The sequence below is a fragment of the Leptospira kobayashii genome, assembly GCF_003114835.2.
In the GTDB taxonomy this organism is placed as follows: Bacteria; Spirochaetota; Leptospiria; order Leptospirales; family Leptospiraceae; genus Leptospira_A; species Leptospira_A kobayashii.
This window is the reverse complement of sequence record NZ_AP025028.1, coordinates 1,095,620-1,116,263: the sequence shown is the minus strand read 5'-3', so window position 1 is coordinate 1,116,263 and position 20,644 is coordinate 1,095,620. Positions and strand designations below refer to the sequence as shown.

Genomic DNA, 20,644 nt, shown 5'->3' with positions numbered 1-20,644 from the left:
AATCATTTTTCAAACTGTAAAGAAATCAAAGAAAATCAGGAAAAAATCTTTCCATAGGAGTGAAACAGGACAGCATCCAAGAACAATGTCGAGTATTTGTTTTTCGAATCTCTTTCGTTCCGTATTGATATTTGTCGCGTTCTCACACCCCCTTTTTGCGGACTCACTGGCAGAGCAAATTTCCAGACTTCCCAACCCGAGGCTTGCCAACGGATGGGTTTTGGACCAAGTAGGGTATTTAAATGATTCCGGTGCTATCTCGGAACTGAACGAGAGAATCTCTCGAACGGAATCGGAAACTCAGGCGGAGATCGCAATTGTCGTATTACCAAGTGTAGGTGATTATTCTCCGAAAGAATTCGCGACTGCCCTCTTCGAAGCCTGGGGAATCGGCAAAAAGGGCAAAGACAACGGAGTCTTATTTCTTCATGTGGTAGACCAAAGAAGACTTGAGATCGAAACCGGATATGGAATGGAGTCCATACTAACTGATATTAAATGCAAAAGGATATTGGACGAATTGGTAATCCCCGAATTTAAAGGAGAAAATTTTTCTTTAGGAATAGTAAAGGGGCTCCGCGGTATCCAAAGGGGAATTCAGAATCCTGAGATAGGTTTGTCTGACCTAGTGGAAGAAAAAGAAGAAATTTTTCCTTATATAGACCAACCTATCTCCCATTACATTCAAACTATGGAAACTAACATGTCCGCAGAGCATAACGGAATGGGTATCTTTAAACGAATGTTATTCGAACCAAAGCAAAGTTTCAAAGAATTCGTTGTTTTTTTTCTATCTTTGGCGGCAATCGCCGTTTGGTTTTTGTTTGGCGGATTCTTATCGATTCTCCCTTTCGGGAACCAATCCATTTATAAAGTATATTCGTATTTTGGAAAATACCTCAGTTGGATTTCAGGAATAATCGCCGGTTTCAGTATTTTACCGACAGAACTCTCGGAATCCGACACTTTCTTTTCCATATTGAACCTGATTCCCATCGGACTTATCTTGTATTTCGTAAATAGAAAAATAGAAAACAGATTGAGAAACAATCCCAGAACCTGCCCTGTCTGTTCCCAAAAAATGCAAAAGTTAAATGAAACAAAAGACAATGCCTATTTAAGTGCGGGAGAAATTAGTGAAGAAAAAATCTATTCCGTTGATTATGATATTTGGCATTGCAAAGGGTGCGATATCCATATCAAAGAAAAGTATTCGGGAAGTTCGCCAGCCTCGACTTGTAAAAAATGTCATTTTCAAACATTCCGCCGCATTTCCATTACAGTAAAAAGAAAAGCGGATTACGACTCGGGTGGTTTGGAAATTCATCATTATGAATGCGCGCATTGCAAGCTTACCGAAAATAGAGAAGTTCATACCGCAAAATTAACCAGATCTTCTTCGGGTAGTTCCAGTTCCGGTTATTCCAGCAGAGGATCCGGAGGTTCCTGGGGAGGGGGTAGTTCGGGAGGGGGAGGAGCCGGCTCTTCTTACTGATTTTACATGGGAAATTTACTCTCGATACCATCTAACTTAAGTAAGTCGAATTTTGTAATCATAGTTATTTATTTTCTCTCTTCCTTGCCTACACTCGGAGAAACCATTTCAGTCTATGAAGAAAGCAGATACGTCCATATCGGGGAATATCTGGAATACACTATCCCTCCGAAGGAAAATTCCTCTCTTGAAAATATACGGAAAGCGGATACTGTTTGGCAAAAGAATCCGGGCAAAACCGTTTCTTTCTCTAAAGAAACAAAGCCTGTTTGGTTCAAACTCAATCTCAGTTATAAAGGAACTTTGCCTCATACTTTTTATTTGATCTTTTCCAGTCCTGTGGTGGATTTTTTTGAATTATATTATCCGTATCATGGAAAATGGATACGGATGAACTCAGGCGAGCAGGTTTTACAGAAAGACAAACCAATCTATTCGCACTTGTCCGCATTTCCCATTGATCTTTCCCCCGGACAGGAAATTACGGTTTTTATAAAAATTGAATCTGCAAATCCTATTTTCAATTTCGTATCACTGTATGATACTCGCTCCTTTCTAAACTATTCCAAAAAGAATGATATTCTTTTTGCCGCCTATTTCGGTGCAGGTGGTCTTATGTTTGTCTATAGCTTGTTTTTGGCATATTCCTTACGTTATAAACAGTTCTATTTTTATTTTTTCTATCTTTCTACCATTTTACTGATCAATCTATATTCCACGGGATTTATGCAGTATGTGGAAATAGGAGACTCTCATATCTGGAAAAACTATCTTTTCCCGATAGCTATCTATTTTAGCTGCATTTTCGGATTATTATTCACATCCGAATTTTTGAATATTCCCAAAAAATCACCTAATATTTATAAGTTGATTAAAGTTTTGGTGATCATCAGTTTTATTATGGTCTTTTCCGTTTTTTTCATAGATTTGAGGAGTTATATTCATATCGCTGTTTTGATCGTAATGGCTCCGATTTTACTCGGACTATTTATATCTTTTTATTCTCTCCTTGAAAACAAAAGAAACATAGAAAATTACTTATTCTTTTTCGCATTGGCTTCCGTCCTATTAGGAGCCTCTGTCAATACTTTGACGGTACAAGGTTTGATCCAACCCACTTTGTTTGCCATGTATTCATTACCACTGGGATCTGCGCTGGAAATCTTTTTACTTGCTACTGCGTTAATGGTAAAGGTGAGACAACTTCGAAAGGATACCGAAAGCAAACGTGAGATTGACATTCAATTGAAAGTAGCCAGACAATTGCAAAAGGATTTGCTTCCTAAGGCACGAACTTCCATCAAAGGATATCCTCTCGGATTCCGTTATATGCCCACTTCCGAGATCGGGGGAGATTTTGTTCAGATCATTGAAAAAGAAGATTGTTTCGGATTATTTCTCTGTGACGTATCAGGCCACGGAATTCCTGCCGCTATCATTGCAAGTATGACAAAAGTTTCGCTTCAGATCTGGGCGGACCAATTGGATGAACCGGCATTAGCCGCCCAGAAAATAAGACTTTCTCTTTTGGAAAGTCTTTCCGGAAATTTTCTAACAGCCGTATTTGTTTACATCCATCCGGAAAAGAAGATTCTGAAATTTGTAAATGCAGGACACCATCCTTTGATTTTGCTGCAACCAAACGGAGATTATGAATACATATACTCTCAAGGTAGAGCAATCACGGAATACATCCCCCTGGAAATCAAAGAAGTAATAATACCTTTGCCTGAATCAGGAACTTTGATTTTATATACGGATGGAATTTTGGAATCGAGAAACCCTACCACTGGAACTCTATTTGGTGAAGAAGGACTGATAGATATACTGCAAAAAATGGGAAATCTCGATCCGCAAACGATATGCGATCAAATAACATCCGAAGTCTCGCGTTTTCAAAAATTCAAACGGGCCGAAGATGATATAACGATACTTGCCTTAAATCTTACGAAAAAATGAATTTTATAATAAAATTATCAGGAATTGTTTTTTCTAATCTGAATTTTTAGTTTGGTATAAAGTTCTTTCGGTAAAAAAGGTTTTGCTATATAATCATTCATGCCGACCTCTTTTATTTTTTCCTGAGTCTCCAATTGTGCGGAAGCCGTCAAAGCGATGATAGGAATATCTTTTTTATCAGGAACAATATCTCCCTTTCGAATCACCTGAGTTGCCTGATATCCGTCCATATCGGGCATATGTAAGTCCATAAGAATCACATCATAATGATTTAACTTCAATTGATCCAATACATCAATCCCATCCACCGCGTGTCCGATTTCAACACCCCATTTGGTTAAAAATCGAGCCACAATTTCCCGATTAATCAGAATATCATCTGCAATCAGAATCCTGGATCCTCGTAAGGTAGTATAATCTATCTGTTCCAAATTCACATCCGTATCGATGGTTTCCAAAGTTTTTTCAACAGGTAAGGTAACTGTAAATGTTGTTCCCACACCTAACAAGCTTTTTACTTCAATCGTTCCACCCATTAGATCCAAAAGCCCTTTCGAAATGGCAAGACCGAGTCCGGACCCACCGAATCTTCTGGTTGTATCGCCACTCACTTGCATGAATTTATCAAAAATCAATTGCAATTTTTCTTCGGGGATTCCGATTCCCGTGTCTTGAATCTGCAACTGAATCAAATAACTTGTGTCAGTTTGAGAAATCAATTTCGCGTTAACGGAAATTTCTCCCTCACGGGTAAATTTAATCGCATTGGACAATAGATTGTTCAGAATCTGAAGCAATCGAGTGGGATCAGCTTTGACAGTACTTGGGAAATTTGCGTCCACATGCGTAACAAGTTTGAGCAATTTTTCCTTAGCCTTTAGATCGAAAGATTTGAAAACGGAACCGAGGAGAGAATCAATTCTGAAAACTATCGATTCAAGACTGATTCTTCTCTCTTCAATTTTACTAAAATCAAGAATATCATTGATCAAAGACAATAATGTCTCACTGGAAAACTTGAGATTATTTAGATTTTCAATTTGTTCCGGTTTCGGATTTTCTTCCAATAATAGAATGGTAAGCCCGATCACAGCATTAAGTGGGGTTCTCAATTCATGACTCATGCTGGATAAAAATTCGGATTTGGCCTGGCTTGCCTCTTCCGCTTTCTTCTTTGCTTTGACCAACTCTCTTTCGTATTCCGATGATTTCGTATTATCGATAAATGAGGAACGGCTCAAAAGCATTTTACCTTCGGCATCTTTGATCGCAGTTGCGGATAATATAATATCCATGATCTCACCGTTTCTCTTTACAAATTGAACTTTAATCTCATTGATATGTCCTCTTTCTTTAAAAGCAGGAAACTCTTTTCTAAAAATCTCATCGCTACCTTTCGCAAGAACATCAAAAACGGATTTTTTGCCAATGACTTCTTCTCTCGTATATCCTAACCAACGCAAGGCGGTATCGTTCATCTTCAAAAACTTGCCATCACTATCAAGGGAATGAAATCCTACCGGAGAATTTTGATACAAATCATCAATTTCCAGAAAACGGGAATTGATCTCATTTCTTTCCGATTCGACTTTGGCATTTCGGGAAATCAATAAAATCATCCAAACGATAAGACCGGATATCACGACAAAGCCGATCAGACAAAAAGTAAATAATGCGGTATTTTCTTTTTCTTTTTGCAGTCTCTCTGCCTTTTCAGCGATTGATTTGTCTTTTCTGAGTTTGGCAATTCTAATGCGAATTTCATCCATTAGATTTTTGCCTACTTTCGAACGAACGGCGTTAAAAGCCAAATCCTTACGACCAAGATCAAATTCGGCGATTCGATTTTGAATTTCGGTTCTTTTCCTAAGCGAAAAACCGAAAATCAAACTCAGATCCTTTTTATATTTTTCTTCGGCTTGTTCCAATAAAACTTTTTCCAAAATAGGAAATTGGGAAATAGCATAAAAATAAGGCTCTAAAAAATCTCTATCGCCTGTTAGTAGGTATCCTCTTTGACTTGTTTCTGCATCTTTTAGCGCGGAAAGATAATCTTCCAGATTTTGAGACCAGCTGAGTTTGGCGATGGTTGCTTTTTCATCCGCTTGGATCGTATATATTTTCCAAGCAACTCCGAAACTTAAGAGTAAAAACAGAGCAAAAACCAATTGCAATGCAAATTTATAAACGGCTGTTCTATTTACAAACATCCAAAATTTCATTTTATAAACCCGAGTGATATCATGAATGCTCTTTAACAATGATAACATTCTTTTAGAAACTTGCCAACTAGGATTCTATTCTAATACATCCCAAGCAGGAAAATAGCAGTAGAAAGAAGTACGACTTCCCGGATCCGATTTCACCGTGATAAGTCCGCCCATACGTCTCATGATCCCATAGATGATAGGAAGTCCCAGACCTGTTCCCTTCCTACCTTTCGTAGTGAAAAACGGTTCAAATATCCGGCTCATTACTTCCGGAGGAATTCCGGAACCATTGTCCGTGAATTCAACCTCCCAATAATAAGTCTGTTTTAAAAAAGGATAATTACGTAAATGAGATTCTCCGATCCAAATCCTTCTGGTTATAAGAGAGATTTTAGGATTTTCAACTTCGGCAATAGCAAACAAAGCATTCTCATATAGATTGGAAAAAATTTGATATAAGTAAGTTGAATCCGCTTGTATCTGTGCTTTGCCTGGATCGAAATCTATAATCAGTTTACCAAAGAAAGGTTTTCCTTTTTGAAGTTCATTCAGAATACTTTCCAACGAAGCGTGCAAATCTATATTCGTAAGAGTCACCGCATCTTTTTTTGAAAAATCAAGAATCTGACCTGTCAAAGACTTTGCACGTTCCAAGGCCTTCATCATACCATCTAACGCGAAAAAGGTTTTCTTTTTGTCCGGATCGGAACGTAAAACTTCCCAATCGGAAAGCAGAAAACTGACAAAGTTAAACATAGGTGTTAGTAAATTGTTGAAGTCGTGTGCAATTCCGCCGGCAAAGGTTCCCAACGCTTCCATTTTCTGAGCTTGACCGTAAGCTCTTTCCAATTCGATCTTTTCCGTAATATCTTTTCCTTCAAAAACAAGATACATGACTTCGCCTGACGGATCGGCTACGGTGGAAATATCACAATCCAAAAATATAACTCTTCCGGAAGGTGCCGTATAAGTTGCGAACACCTCGGTTGATTCCATTTTTGTTGCGCGAACAATTCCTTGATCAAGAATTCGTTTCACTTCGGAAAGCGACTGAGAAAACAAAGAGGAAATAATATGTAAACCCTGAATGTCCCTTTCTTCTCTTTCGAGAAGTGCAACCGATGTGCGGTTCATTTTAAGGATGTGACCCTCTAAATCGAGTAAGATGATGATTTGAGAAGAGTTATTGAAAATGCCTTTGAATAATTGCGCATTATGACGGATTGCGGATTCCAAGGAATTATAACTGGAAGTATCATGCAAAGTTCCGAAATATCTCGATTTACCATTGGATAGGTGCTCACATTCCAAAGTCAATCGGACAAATTTGGAAGAGCTGGGCAACCTCAACCGTAATTCGATATCGAATTGTTTATCTTCCGTTCGTGCATTTTCCCAAAGGTTTTCCAGATTGGCCCGATCCGCCTCGTGCACACGATTGAAGAACTTTTCCTCCGAAGGCATCTCTCCGTAAGGATAACCTAATATCTTATAGGTTTCCAAAGACCATAAGATCCTACGTTCGGGATATAGTATTTCGAAATGTCCGAGTTTGGCGAGAGCTTGAGAACGGGTAAGCATCTCTTCTCCATGCACTAACATTTCCCATGCTTTTTTTTGTTGTCTTTTGGCTTGATGGCTTTCGAATTCCCTCGCTACGACATATGTTAGTTTTTCTATTCTTGATTTTGGTATAAAATCGCTGGCACCGATGCGAAACATCTCGGTAGCCATTTCTTCTCCGATGAACTCGGTAATTAAAATCACAGGTAGGTCGGGAAATTTTTCCCGAACCAATTCTATTGCAGTTTTTCCATCGAAATCCGGTAGATAATAATCGGAAATAACGATGTCCCAGTTTCTCTTAGGAAGAGCTTCTTCCAATTCCTTTTTCCATTCCACTCTTTCCGAATAGACATCCCAACCACCTTCTTTAAGATTGGAGAGTATCGAACCGTAAGCAGCTTTAGAATCTTCGATTACTAGGACTTGTATCTTTCTGTTAGGGTTCATTAGTTAAGATCTGTAAGTTTATGAAACAAAAAGTATACCTGAATATCGGAGAAGCCTTTTTTACATCGGGTCATTTTGAAATCAGAACGATTCTGGGTTCTTGCGTTTCCGTTTGTCTTTTTCAAACCGACAACGGTTTTTCCGCCATCAATCATATTTTGCTTCCCGGCACTCTCGACGCCAAAGAGGAAAAACAAAGTCTTCGGTATGGAATCACTTCTATGGAACTTATGATCAATGAATTTGTTAAACATGGAATTCCAAGAACTCAATTGAAAGCAAAAATCTTCGGCGGCAGTCAATCAAGTCGTTTAACAACAAACAAGGCCGGCGAAAAAAACATTCAATTTGTAAAAGAATTTTTATCAACTGAAAAAATACCTATCCTAAGCCAAGATATCGGCGGAGACCAATACCGTAAACTCAGCTTCCATACAGATTCATACGACGTTTTCATCACTAAAATCCAGCCTAATTTGGTGATGGAAGTTCAAACACAAGAATTACATTTCGAATCCAAAGTCAGGGAAAGAATGGTGAAAAAATCAACCATTTTCACCTTTTAAACCAGCACAACTGTAGGAATATCCACTTCAAAGTGCACAAAATCGGACGCGTCTAAATCATCCAATTGGTTTTTCGCCAAGTAGGATCTGATTTGCCCATTGTGCTTTCGGATTACTTTATCAACATAGGTTAGACCCAAACCGAAATCAAGAGTCGGGTATCTTTCATAAACTAATTTGGACATACGAAAAAAAGGTTCAAAAATCAAACTTTCACAGGACTCAGGAATACCGTAATTTCCGTACTGATCCAGGTTCGGAGGATTCAGAAAATCAATCTTCATCGATTTGGGAGATTTGCTCAAATTGATATAAATCCTCGCGTTTGGTATGGAAAATTTAAGTGCGTTTAATAATAATTCTTCGAATGCTTTTCGCAAGTATCCCGGCTCTCCGCTGATAAATACATTCTGTTCTTCGATTACATTTTTTCCAAGGACCACCGAATGATTTTGAAGATCTATCAACTCACGTTGCGATTCTAAAATCCCTTCAAGAGTTTGATATAAATCGGACAAGGAAAGAAGTTCTTCGGATAGGTCATTTGATCTTATGTTTTCCATCTCTTCAAACAAGTTGATCACACGTTTTGCAGCTTGTCCGTTTTCAAACAAAGATTCCATCAAAGAGGAATCGATAATATAATCGTCCCCTTCCCGTTTTGCTTTTTTCTCTATCCTTTTAATCAGACTTACCAGAGCACCGAATCCCGCCCCCTGACTAAGAGACGTGCGGATGTTTCCTATCAACTGATCATCAGAAAAATCATCGGATGATCCGTTGATGATTTTTTCCTTCCTTATATTCAAATCCGAATGTTTTCGCGCTTGTTTCTGTTTTTCCGTTTTCGATTTATTTTTAATGGATCGGAACTCGGAAGCTTCAATTGCCTTTCGGATACGATGAATAAACTCTATAGAACCATACGGTTTTTGGATATAATCATAAACTCCGGATTGCAATAGATCGATAGCAGCATTAATTTCGCCAGGCATAAAGCTAACAAGAATTATATGATTACCGGAAAGAGCATTCAAGCGATTGATCAAATCCAGATTCTCCGATCCGGAAATGTTCAACTTGATTACGACTACGGAAAAAAAATCATGCCTTAGTTTTTCTAATGCACTAACTCCATTCGGAACAAATTCGACAGGAATATCGGATCCGAATAAAGTCGATCGGATCAAATCAATACTTGATTCGTCGTCATCGACAAAGAGGATTTTTTTTCCATTTCCGCCCAAATGTTTTGCCTCCGGGTTTAATTTAGACTAGGATCTTACCTAAAACCTCAATCAAATCTTCATCTTCAAAAGGTTTCACGATCCAAGCTTTCACTCCGGCATCTTTGCCCGCTTGTCGTAAATGATCGCTTGATTCCGTAGAAACAATCAGGATCTTCATATTTTTTCCATTGGCATGCGCAAGAGTGTCTTTGGTAAGTTCGATCCCGTTTTTTCCCGGCATATTCACATCATAAACACCTCCGTCAAACGGACCTTTCTGTTCAATCAGAGTCATAGCTTGTTCGGCATTTTCAGCCTTATGTATTTCATAACCCTCATCAGCCAAAACCATTTCCATTAGTTTAAGTGCTGTCGGCGCATCATCGCAGATTAATATTTTTTTTGACATATATCCTCTTATTTGAATCTAATCATTGTTAAAATTTCGCTTGGTATATCGTTCAAACTCGTTTGTTTTTCCACAGCACCCAATTCGAATGCTTCTCTCGGCATACCGTAAACCACTGAAGAACTTGCATCTTGACCGATGGTTCTTGCTCCTTTTTCCTTCATGGCAAGAAGACCGTTCGCTCCGTCCCTTCCCATTCCTGTAAGTAAAATCCCAAGACTCTTTGATGCAAGACCCGCTCTTGCGATGGAATCGAATAACACATCGACGGAAGGTCTATGCCCTGAAACTTTATCGAACTTTTCCACTTCCAAATACATTTTTCCCGCGAGTTTACGAACAAGCAAATGATGATCACCTGGTGCAAGATAGGCGGCGCCGTCTTCCAAAAGATCCCCATTGGCTGCTTCTTTTACATTTAAACCGCTTGTCTGTGCGAGTCTATTTGCAAATAAAGTTGTAAAATGTTCAGGCATATGTTGAACCATAACAATCGGAGGAAGGAAGTTCGGTAATTGATTCAAAATAAAATCGATCGCTTGCGTTCCTCCCGTTGAGGCGCCTATGGCAATGAGTTTGATTTGGCTGGCTTTCGATTCATTTGTAGTAATTCGTTTTTCAGAGAAAGGACTTCTGAGTTGTGCGATGGAACTGGAACCTATTTTTTTGATTTTATAAGTAAGTTCGTTTAACATACGTAAAAAATCTTCTTCCGTTCCGTTAGGCTTATGTACAAAGTCACTCGCACCTTTTTGCAAAGCTTTCGCAGTGGTTTGAGCTCCCGCCTCGGTATAGGAGCTTAACATGATTACGGGTGTGGGGAAATTGGCAAACAGCCAGTCCAAAAAATCAAGTCCGCTCATTCCGGGCATTTCCACATCAAGACTGATCAAATCAGGCTTTAATCCGGGGAGAAGATTTTTTGCCTCGACGGCATTTGAAGCCTTACCTACCACTTTGATTTCAGAATGTTTATTCAGTTCTTCTTCTAATACATTCCGAACCAAAGACTGATCATCGACTATTAATACCCTTATCATCGAACAACATCATGCAACTTGGTATAGATTGATTTAACATCCAGAATCAAACTCACATTCCCACTTCCCAGAATCGTAAAACCACTAACACCTGCTGCATTCTCCATAAGACCATGCAAAGGCTTAATTACAACATTATAATTTCCTATTATTTCATCCACTTGAATGCCGAATAGACTGCCTTCATGTTCGATGATTACCGTTAACAAATCCGTTCCGTCGTATTCCAAAGGAATTCGATGATTCAATACTTGATTCATATCGAAAACAGGAATGAATTTTCCTCTGACATCAATCACCATCTGACCTTCATCCAAACGAATCTTCTCTTTATTGGACAAACTGACAAATTCACGCAGCTCAATCGTCTGGATAGTAAAGTATTTGTCTCCGATACGGACAACAGTCCCTTCCATAATTCCAAGAGTAAGAGGAATGCGTAGTATAAATGTCGTACCTAATCCTTGTTTGGAATGAATATCGATCTTTCCGCCTAACTTTTCGATATTCTGTTTTACGATATCCATCCCGACTCCTCGTCCGGAAAGATCAGTCACTTCTTTGGCAGTGGATAAACCAGGCGCAAAGATAAGCTGAAAAACTTCCTTATCGGTGAGTAGGTTCGGATCGGTAGTTAAAATACCATTTTCGATTGCTTTCGCAATAATTCTATCTCTATCCAGCCCCTTTCCATCGTCCCGGATCATGATCCAAACTTCGTTTACGGATTGTTTGGCACTGAGGTAGATGTTTCCTTCTTCCGATTTCATAACAGCCAAACGATCGTCAGGTGATTCTATTCCATGATCAATCGAATTGCGTAATATATGAATAATAGGATCTGCGATCAAATCGACGATGGACTTGTCGATTTCAGTGTCTTCGCCTGATATATACAAGCTGACCTTTTTCATGGATTTTTTCTGCAAATCTCGAATCAATCGGGACATACGTTGAAAAACTCCCGATATAGGAATCATTCTTGTGGAAAATGCAACTTCCTGAAGATCGGCAACTATTTTCCTGAGTCGGTTCAATGACAGATGGAAGTCGTCATTTTTCAGCCGCTTTACAACCGCATGTTGTGTTACATTCGACTCGGCAATCACCAATTCGCCCATAAGATCCATCAAAGCATCCAACTTTTCATTGGAGACTTTAATTTCTTTTTTCAGAAGACTGGAACGAACACCGGTTAAATTTTCTCTTTCCGGCTGTACCTGTATTTTTTGAGTCGTTTCGTTTTTTGCAACTGGCGAATCTTCAAAAATTTCATAACTAGCTTTTACAATTACCTTGGGAGCGGGATCATTAAAAATCTCATAAGACTTTTTATCTTCCGTAGAATCGAAAATCTCATAAGTATTTTTTTGCTTTGATCCTGTTTTCGTTTTGCCAAGTGATTTGATTTCGCCTTGCAAAGCTTCAATCAACGTTAGGGATTCTTCTTCCAAATCGGGGTTTGCTTTGGTAGCTTCAACTACCTGAAATAGTTTCCGTAATTGATCACAAGTGTTGATTAGAATCTGACAAGTATGCGCACTGGGAAGAATCGCTTCCTTTCTTAAAATATCAAGAAGTGTCTCGGCTTCATGAGTCACCTGAACAATCGTTTCTAATTTTAATAAACCGGCAGAACCTTTTAAAGTATGAAAGTATCGGAATAAATTATTGATAAGCTCTTCATTATAAGAACCACCGTTATCCCATAACTCTTCAATCTCCAAGATTGCCGTTTCGGAATCTTGGATAAGATCGAATGCTTCCGGAATAAAATCGAGTAAGAGCTGTTCTCTACTCATACTCTCAAATTAAAACCTTTCCGCAGAACCGCTGGCATCCGAGCTAGCAGCTTGCGACTTCGACTGTTGCCCGTTACCGGAATTTGATTGTTGATTGCCGAGCAAATATCCGGCTTTGGTAGTCTTTCCGAATTCCAAAGCAATGTTTTTCAACTCGTTAGGATTTGAAATTTGAGAATGTTTTTTGTGACTAGCCAAGAGTTTACTTTCGTCAATGGTAACCAATGTTCCCATAATCGTAAGTAAGTGGCTTGCTTGTTCTTTCAATTCGTTGGAAGTAGCCGCAAGTTCTTCCGAAGAGGAAGCGGACAATTGTGTCGTTTGATCCATTTGAGTCATCGCCAAAGAAATCTGAGTGATCCCGGAAGATTGTTCGCTGGATGCATCTGCAATGCCGGAAACGAGTTCCGCTGTTTTTTTGATACTAGGTACGATCTCTGCGATCACTCTTCCGGCTTCTTCCGCAAGAGAAACACTATTGGTGGAAAGTTGATTGATTTCCTGCGCAGCCACCTGACTTCTTTCCGCCAGTTTTCTCACTTCATCTGCAACGACAGCGAATCCTTTCCCATGTTTACCGGCACGAGCTGCTTCAATTGCGGCGTTTAATGCAAGTAAGTTGGTTTGATAGGCAATTTCTTCTATGATTTTGATTTTGGAAGAAATATTTTTCATAGCTTCCAGAGTTTTTAAAACGGAATCCTGACCGATGATAGCTTCTTTTGCAGAAGAGGAAGCGATCCTATTTGTTTCCAAAGCGGATTCCGAATTCTGAGTTACGGAAGAAGACATCTCTTCGATTGATGCAGTGGTTTCTTCGATGGAAGCCGCTTGTTCACTTGCCCCTTGGCTCAAAGAATAAGACGTAGAGGAAACTTGTTGTGCTGCACTCGAAACGGAAGCTGCAATTTCCACTGCGGAATTTAAGGCTTTTGTAATATTCAAAATAATCCAAGTTGCCATACCAACACTTACAACGACTGAAATGATGAACAAAGAAAGCAGAAAGAGTGATGTTGTACTGTAATATTCGTTTGTTTCTCTATTTACCCGATCCATTTCATCCGATGCAAAAGCAACTACCTGGTCTGCCGTTTTCTCCAATCTATCGGCAAGAGGTCTGGTCACAGCATTTCCCATTAAGCGGGCTTCCGTGTTTTTATTCTGCAAAGCCAAAGAAACAAGCGTATTTGCCTCTTTGGAATACTCAGCATAAATCGCTTTTAGGTCATTCAAAAGCTTCATATCCTGCTCGTTGGAAACAGCTTCCAGCTTTTTAATAAGCTCTTCCCATTCCGCAACTTTATCTCTTCGCATTCCTGCAAGTTTAGCCATCTTGGCATCTTCCAGTTCCAAAATCAGGTTTCTTTCGTTACGGTTTAACCAAACAGCTGCTGTGCGAAGATTTAAGGAAAGTTCTACTTTTCTGCTGTAAACCTCTACGATTTCAGTGAGCTTTCCGTTAAAAACATTGAGCGAATACATTCCGGAAGATACACCGATACCGAGAAATACGATTAGTAATGCGAATCCTAAAATTAGTTTAGTTTTTACACTCATGGATTTGCTATTTTTCATTTCCTATCACCTATACTTTAATTTGATAAAACCGTTTCCAATGCGTTAGCATCTTCTTCTTTGATGATCCTGTCAGTATTCAGAAGGATTTTGACATCATTCTTCACTTTGGCAAGAGCCTTGATAAAACGACTGCCTTCCGTTTCACTGAAACGAGGAGCCTCTTCCATTTGGTTGGCGTTGATTTTGATTACTTCTCTGACCGTATCCACAATCAAACCGACCAATTGACCGTGAATATTCAAAATAACCACACAAGTCTTTTCCGTATAACCGATTTCCGTCATCTTGAAACGGTTACGCACATCAATCAAAGCGACTACTTTGCCACGAAGATTGATTACACCCTTAATATAACTAGGCATATCCGGGATTTCGGTTATAGTCTGCAAACCGACGATCTCAGTAATATATTTGATTTCGATTCCATAATTTCTTTCGCCTAACGAAAAAATAAGAAATCTACCGTCTAACGTATCTTCATCGTCATCAAAATCATCCTGATCGTCGCTAAGACGATCCATATCAAAATCAGATGCACTCATTCTTTACCAACTTGTGACATAATTATTCAAAATAAATACTTTCGCTTCCTATTCTTATCGATATCGAAATGGAAAGCAATCATCTTTGCGAAACTCATGAATTTACTTCTCAACAATGGGAAACTCCAAAGAAATACAAACTTCCGATCCTACATTGGAATAGATATTGGATTGAATCACATTAAAATACACTTTGGCCTTCATATCTTCGATGACTTTTTTCACGATAGCAAGTCCCAAACCAAGACCAAATTCTTCGGCATCATAACGTTCATCCACTGCCCGGCTCAATCGATAGAAAGGTTGAAATAAAACAACTTCTTCCGATTTTTTATAATCCAAATTTTGAATGGCGGGATAAGCGGGAGGATTCATTACCTTGATGATGAAATGACCTTCGGAACGCATAAAAAGAACGACAATCGTTGATTTGTCGGTAGAATACTTCATAGCATTGATCAGAACTTCCCTAACTACGCTTCGAAGAGCGTGTTCATTGATCAGAACATAGGATGAATCCGCATTTTTGAGAGTGGATACGATCAAATCCTGTTTTTTAATGGCAAGCATTGGTTCTAAGTTCTTTTGTTCTTCCTCGAAAAACAGAATCACTTCTTTTAAGGATTTTTTTTCCTGAGCGGATTTAGTCTCTTCAAAAACTAACTGAGCTTTGGCGAGAGTTTCCACCAGCTTTTTAGTACTTTTAAAGTTATCCTCTACCATTTCCAAATGAGTCAGCGGAACGGTTGCGGTCTTTTCTTCTTTTTTAGCTTTCCTAAGCATAGCTCCGATCGAAGTGACCAAAGCACCTAAACCGGAACCTTGCATCAAAGAAGTATTCAGATTGGGAAGAGCTTGTTCCATCCATTGTTTATTTCCTCCCTTTCCTCCGATCTCTTGCCGCCAATTGAAAATTTGAATGATTTCTTTATGTAAATTTTCTTCATATTCGATGAGAGTACCTTGCTTCTCCAGAATATCAAACATCTGTTTTTCAATTCCTTTGTATTTGGTGATGTTCAAACCCGAAAACAAAACAAATAATCGTTCCGAGTTCGGAAAACGAATCGGTGCAATCTTAACATAGTAAGTTTCATCATCCACTCGATATTCATCTTGAAACACAATACCGTTCAAAGCGTTCTTGCAATGAGCCTCCCAATGATTCTTGTAACTTTCCGGAACTTCGGAAAGAGTTTTACCGACGAATGCATCGGAATGATAACCTCTTTCCGAATAATCCTTTCCGGTAATAAGAAGGAATCTCAAATCTTCGTCTAAAATGGCATAATTTCCGTACGGTAGCGAACTAAGTACTAATTCTAAGTATGGAGCTATTTCGGAATCCCATGTATTTATATTCATGCGTACAAATTGTATCTTCTTTTGATTGTTTTAGACGAATCGGAATTGAAATTCCTGAGGGCCAAGTGTAACATAATTTAATAAAAGAATCAAGTATTAATCCAAAATCCTAATATTACACAAAATCGTAATGTAGAGACTGAAAAAACCGGTCGCGCAATTTATTGACAAGATAACTGTTTAAAGACAGGAGAGAAAGAGCCGATTTAGCAAAATCTTGACTGAACGGATTCACTGTATCAGGAACGGGATTCAGAATTCCAACCAGAGCAAGCAGACCGGCTCCAAACTGAACTAGGATAACCACTAAAATAAAAGAGAACTTCGTTATCTTTATTGCATAGGATTCCGTTTTTATTCGTCTAAAATATCCAAACCATTCAAAGGAATATAAATCAAATAATCTCATATCATAACTCTATGTTAAAGCATAACGTAATTTACATGCCAATTATGTCGACGTCTTTTATGACGTATCCTTATCGTCATGGCGTAATTGTCTAATTTTTTCTAGAATATAGCAATGGATTATGTAACATTTCAAGAGAAAGTTTGTAAGCGTATCAAAGATTTACGTTTAGAAAAAAAGATGACCCAAGAGGAAGTTTCCGGCCTGGAAATGGGCGTTAGGGCGTATCAGAGGATAGAATCAGGGGGAAATGCTCCCAATCTTCAAAGTCTTTTCAGAATCGCAAATGCTTTGGGAGTTCATCCGAGAGAAATATTAAATGTTTCTTTAACGGATGATTTGCCGAGTAAGAAAAAAATAATCATAAATTCCAAATAAAAATCAAATGATTGGAAATTCCAAAGTGATGCAAATTTCCGAAAGAAGGGAGTGTTGGCTATCGGAACGTAGAACATTTTTGTAAATTCCAGATTGGATAGAGTTGATATGAATATGACCTTTCATATCTTCTATTACTTTCTTAACGACTGCGAGTCCAAGCCCCAAACTGAATTCTTCCTTTTCATATCTTTCATCCACAGTTTTATTCAATCGAAAGAAAGGCTGAAATAATGCCAAATCTTCCGCTTCTTTAAAATTCAAAGACTGAATACTCAAATCGTTCGTAGGATTGATGAACTTGATGATAAATTTGCCTTCCGACATGAGAAAGAGAACTATGATACTGATCCCATCGGGAGAATATTTCATTGCATTGATGAATATTTCTCTAACAGCTGTTTTAAGAGTATTTTTATGAATATTTAAAAAATATTCTTTTGTATTTTTAAGTACGGACACCACAACATTCTGATTTTTGATCGAGAGCATTCCGGCCAAACTGCGGTTTTCTTCTTCAATCAGATCGATCACATCCTGCAAATTCACCTTTTCCGATGAAGAGCTTGTTTCTTCGAAAAGAATTTGCGCATCGGCAAGGGACTTTACTAATTTTTTTGTACTCTTAAAATTCTCTTCTACCATTTCCAAATGTCGAAGAGGAACCATTGCGTGAGTTTCGGATTTTTCCGCTTTCCGAAGCATTGCACCCATGGATGTAACAAGACCGCCTAACCCGGAACCTTGCATAAGGCTCGTATTTAAATTCGGTAGCGCCTTGCGCATCCAAACTCTATGTTTTCCCTTACCTTCCATCTCCCTGCGCCAGTTGAAAATCTCGGTAATCTCCCGGAACAATTCTTCTTCATATTCAATCACCTTGGATTGTTTTTCCAAAATATCGTACAGTTTAGTTTCTGTTAGCTTATGGTTCGGTGTGTGAAAGCAGGAAAACAGAACATATCTTTCTCCATCAGTCGGATTTTTAATGTCCTTATCTTGACAGGGGAATAAAAGAGGAGATATGCCAAACGAATACAGTTCCTGTTTTATAACTGCATTCTCCTCATAACTTACACCGCTCAATGCGTTCCGAAAAGGAGTAGTACCAAGATTGGAAAGTGATAAAAGCGGTAATTTGAGAATTTCTTCTATATCCTTATCTATCAGATCCTCATTGCCAAACCCACTAGTAAGAAAATCTTTCCCGGTTATGATTTTACATTTCAGATTTGAATCGAATATCACATAACTGGCTTTAGGTATAGTACCAAGTACATGTTCCAAACTAGTAAGGAAACATAAATCATTCAGCAATGGTTTAAATTCCGATTCTAAAGAATCCTTCATTTCATCATCATCAGTAAAACATAATATTGCATCCTACAATCAAAATACTAACGATTGCTACTAAATAGAATAAAAACGACAGGACAGATTACGGATCAGATTGGATAATTTACGGATTCTGTTTTTGTCGGAACTCGGAAGGAGTAATACCGATTTCCTTTTTAAAAAATCGAGTGAAATAAGCAGAATCCTGAAAGTTTAATTGTGTGGCAACATCCGAAATTCTAGCATCCGTATATTCTAATAACCTACGTGCTTCCCTGGTTACATTTTCCTTTATAAAATCCGAAGCGGAACGACCGGTTACTTCCTTAATTGTGTCATTTAAATGTCCCGGAGTTACACCTAGTTTCGATGCATAATATTGCACGGAACGAATCTCACCTTGAGAGCCCTGCAAAAGAGAAATGAAATCGTAAACGATTCGATTCACCTTAGTCGGTAACTCCTCGAACGGCAATACATTGCAACGACCGGCGAATAATAATATCAGTTCCGTGAAATTTCTGATAATAGCCTTCTCCAGCTTTGACCCCAAACTCCATTCTTCTTTCAGAAAATGAAAACTATTTTGAATGGAAGGACAATCTTTGATATTTAAGATTACCGGAGTCTTTGTTCTGAAAAAGGTAGGATATTTGTAAAAAGAACCTACCTTCCCCGAGCCGAATAAAAAAGATTCGTGAAACCTGATAGACACTCCTTGTGTAATTTTATTCCACTCGCATCTATGAGGAAGATAAGGAGGCAGGTAAAATAAATTTTGTTCCGTAATCATATAAATACGCGAATCTATTTCAATCTTTGCCTCTCCCTTTGTAATAAAAATCAAAGTGGAAAAGTTATGAGTGCTTAAGGCAGTCCATTTGAAATTTTCTGCAGACGGATTTTCAAAAATACAAATTGAAAAATCTTCGTTCGGTGACGCACCCATATCCTCTAAATTAAATATCTTAAGTTTACGATGTGCCACCAAATGACTCATAAAGAAATGATTTTTATGTTTCCTAAATAAGTCTTATCACAAATTAAGTGAATCTTACTTAGACAAAATTAGGAATCTTCACAAAATATTTCTTAATTTATTTATATTTTTAAAAAAACTACACATAATGTTTATTAAATGCTCCAAAAAGATAAGAGCCTAGCAAAACCCTAATCGATCGAAAAAGCAATTCAAATGAGACTTAACAAACTTATCAATCACTTGATAACTCTATGCATTAGAGTCCGCAATGAAAATCATAATCACTGCTAGAGTATAAATAAAAACCAGTAGGACAAAATGCGGATAAATTTGGATAATTTACGGATTTCCTTTCCATAAAGCGAAATACCAAATTAGTATAGTTTTATATTCAGAAAGTAAAAATATAAATTACAAAAAAGAAAAAGAGAAACTTTAAAATGGAAAACCAGGAAGTACAAACTGGCCCAAGATTTGGTCCTTATTTTTATAAGCGGTACCTAACCCTTCCGCCAAAGCGAACTTCCCTTGGGAGAAATCACCAGGCGACAAAAACGGAGTGTTGGTTACCAAACGAACCAATTTTTTTCCTCTGGCTTCCGCCAACAAAGTTTTCAATTCTTCATTTTCAGAATCTATGATTTGAAAGGATGAATCCAAAGCCCGTTTGATAACGGAAGAACCGAGTGGTTTATTATTATTGATTTGATGAATGATAATTCTGTCTATGCTTGGGTCCAATATCAGTTCTTTGATAGGTTCCCCATCCCCTATTCCTCCGTCCAAAAACTCATCTCCTTTTACGTTTTGAACTTCGTATAAGAAAGGAAATGCGATGGATGCCATTACCGCATCCAAGACGTTTCCTTCCACGACCAGTTGTCTTTTAGCTTTCGTTAAATTTGATACTGCGATACCCAATCTGATCGGAAGGTCCGAAAAGTTTTTCGTTCCTAAATAAGGATATAATAATTTTCTTGTGGACTTGCCGGTAAGAATCCCGCTGTATCCTTTGAATCCTTTTTTAATCAATCTACCGATTTGAGTGAAGGAATTGCCTTCCCAAAAGTCCGACTTTTTCAAACCCAAAATCATCATTTGGACTTCTTTCATATCCGCACCGGATGCAAACAGAGCTCCGATCAATGCACCGGCGCTGGAACCTGTGATGACCGAAGGCTGGAATCCTATTTCCTGCAATCCTCTTACAAATCCCGTATGTGCGAAAAAACCGAAAAATGCGGAATTCAAACAAAGCGCGGAATGTTTTTTCGGAAAAAAAAGTTCAATCATCGGCAGGACTCATTTCTTAAATGTATCGGTTTCATT

16 protein-coding genes are annotated in these 20,644 nt (G+C 38.3%); 4 read left to right on the top strand and 12 right to left on the bottom strand.

Going from position 1 to position 20,644, the window contains the following annotated elements; translation table 11 throughout:
- Positions 1-85 precede the first annotated feature (85 nt).
- Together DI077_RS04890 and DI077_RS04885 are read left to right on the top strand one after the other, a co-directional pair.
- Positions 86-1,495, top strand: coding sequence for a TPM domain-containing protein (locus DI077_RS04890; protein WP_167837067.1), 1,410 nt, complete (start codon positions 86-88; stop codon positions 1,493-1,495).
- A 6-nt stretch (positions 1,496-1,501) separates the two neighbouring features.
- Positions 1,502-3,454: a SpoIIE family protein phosphatase gene (locus DI077_RS04885; RefSeq protein WP_109018589.1), complete on the top strand. Its 1,953-nt coding sequence runs from the start codon at positions 1,502-1,504 to the stop codon at positions 3,452-3,454.
- Between the two features lie 17 nt (positions 3,455-3,471).
- On the opposite strand, the gene DI077_RS04880 is transcribed toward DI077_RS04885, so the two are convergent.
- Entirely contained in the window at positions 3,472-5,724 is a 2,253-nt protein-coding gene (locus DI077_RS04880; protein ID WP_109018590.1) for an ATP-binding protein, read from the bottom strand.
- 27 nt (positions 5,725-5,751) lie between these two features.
- Entirely contained in the window at positions 5,752-7,677 is a 1,926-nt protein-coding gene (locus DI077_RS04875; protein ID WP_109018591.1) for a hybrid sensor histidine kinase/response regulator, read from the bottom strand.
- 20 nt (positions 7,678-7,697) lie between these two features.
- On the opposite strand from DI077_RS04875, the gene DI077_RS04870 reads away from it, so the two are divergent.
- Positions 7,698-8,243: a chemotaxis protein CheD gene (locus DI077_RS04870; protein ID WP_109018592.1), complete on the top strand. Its 546-nt coding sequence runs from the start codon at positions 7,698-7,700 to the stop codon at positions 8,241-8,243.
- On the opposite strand, the gene DI077_RS04865 is transcribed toward DI077_RS04870, so the two are convergent.
- The 7 genes from DI077_RS04865 to DI077_RS04830 form a co-directional block, all read right to left on the bottom strand.
- Complete coding sequence (locus DI077_RS04865; RefSeq protein ID WP_109018593.1) at positions 8,240-9,490, bottom strand: hybrid sensor histidine kinase/response regulator; 1,251 nt, start codon at positions 9,488-9,490, stop codon at positions 8,240-8,242. The two genes, DI077_RS04870 and DI077_RS04865, sit on opposite strands and share 4 nt — an antisense overlap.
- A gap of 22 nt (positions 9,491-9,512) precedes the next feature.
- On the bottom strand, positions 9,513-9,881 hold the full coding sequence (locus DI077_RS04860) for a response regulator (RefSeq protein ID WP_109018594.1): 369 nt from the start codon (positions 9,879-9,881) through the stop codon (positions 9,513-9,515).
- Between the two features lie 8 nt (positions 9,882-9,889).
- A complete protein-coding gene (locus tag DI077_RS04855) occupies positions 9,890-10,921 on the bottom strand; it encodes a protein-glutamate methylesterase/protein-glutamine glutaminase (RefSeq protein WP_109018595.1) in 1,032 nt (343 codons plus the stop codon).
- Complete coding sequence (locus DI077_RS04850; RefSeq protein WP_109018596.1) at positions 10,918-12,723, bottom strand: chemotaxis protein CheA; 1,806 nt, start codon at positions 12,721-12,723, stop codon at positions 10,918-10,920. The genes DI077_RS04855 and DI077_RS04850 overlap by 4 nt, the downstream gene beginning before the upstream one ends.
- 9 nt (positions 12,724-12,732) lie before the next feature.
- Entirely contained in the window at positions 12,733-14,301 is a 1,569-nt protein-coding gene (locus tag DI077_RS19795; RefSeq protein ID WP_109018597.1) for a methyl-accepting chemotaxis protein, read from the bottom strand.
- Positions 14,302-14,318: 17 nt separating this feature from the next.
- The gene (locus tag DI077_RS04835) at positions 14,319-14,846 is read right to left on the bottom strand and encodes a chemotaxis protein CheW (RefSeq protein ID WP_109018598.1); all 528 of its coding nucleotides are present in this window, start codon (positions 14,844-14,846) and stop codon (positions 14,319-14,321) included.
- Between the two features lie 102 nt (positions 14,847-14,948).
- On the bottom strand, positions 14,949-16,211 hold the full coding sequence (locus DI077_RS04830; protein ID WP_109018599.1) for a sensor histidine kinase: 1,263 nt from the start codon (positions 16,209-16,211) through the stop codon (positions 14,949-14,951).
- Between the two features lie 523 nt (positions 16,212-16,734).
- Between DI077_RS04830 and DI077_RS04825 the strand changes: the two genes are divergently transcribed.
- Positions 16,735-16,998: a helix-turn-helix domain-containing protein gene (locus tag DI077_RS04825; protein ID WP_109018601.1), complete on the top strand. Its 264-nt coding sequence runs from the start codon at positions 16,735-16,737 to the stop codon at positions 16,996-16,998.
- A gap of 3 nt (positions 16,999-17,001) precedes the next feature.
- On the opposite strand, the gene DI077_RS04820 is transcribed toward DI077_RS04825, so the two are convergent.
- The 3 genes from DI077_RS04820 to DI077_RS04810 all read right to left on the bottom strand — a co-directional run bounded on the left by DI077_RS04820 (position 17,002) and on the right by DI077_RS04810 (position 20,608).
- Entirely contained in the window at positions 17,002-18,348 is a 1,347-nt protein-coding gene (locus tag DI077_RS04820; RefSeq protein ID WP_109018602.1) for a sensor histidine kinase, read from the bottom strand.
- A gap of 109 nt (positions 18,349-18,457) precedes the next feature.
- On the bottom strand, positions 18,458-19,333 hold the full coding sequence (locus tag DI077_RS04815) for an AraC family transcriptional regulator (RefSeq protein WP_109018603.1): 876 nt from the start codon (positions 19,331-19,333) through the stop codon (positions 18,458-18,460).
- A 417-nt stretch (positions 19,334-19,750) separates the two neighbouring features.
- Entirely contained in the window at positions 19,751-20,608 is an 858-nt protein-coding gene (locus tag DI077_RS04810) for a patatin-like phospholipase family protein (RefSeq protein WP_109018604.1), read from the bottom strand.
- Positions 20,609-20,644: the final 36 nt, after the last annotated feature.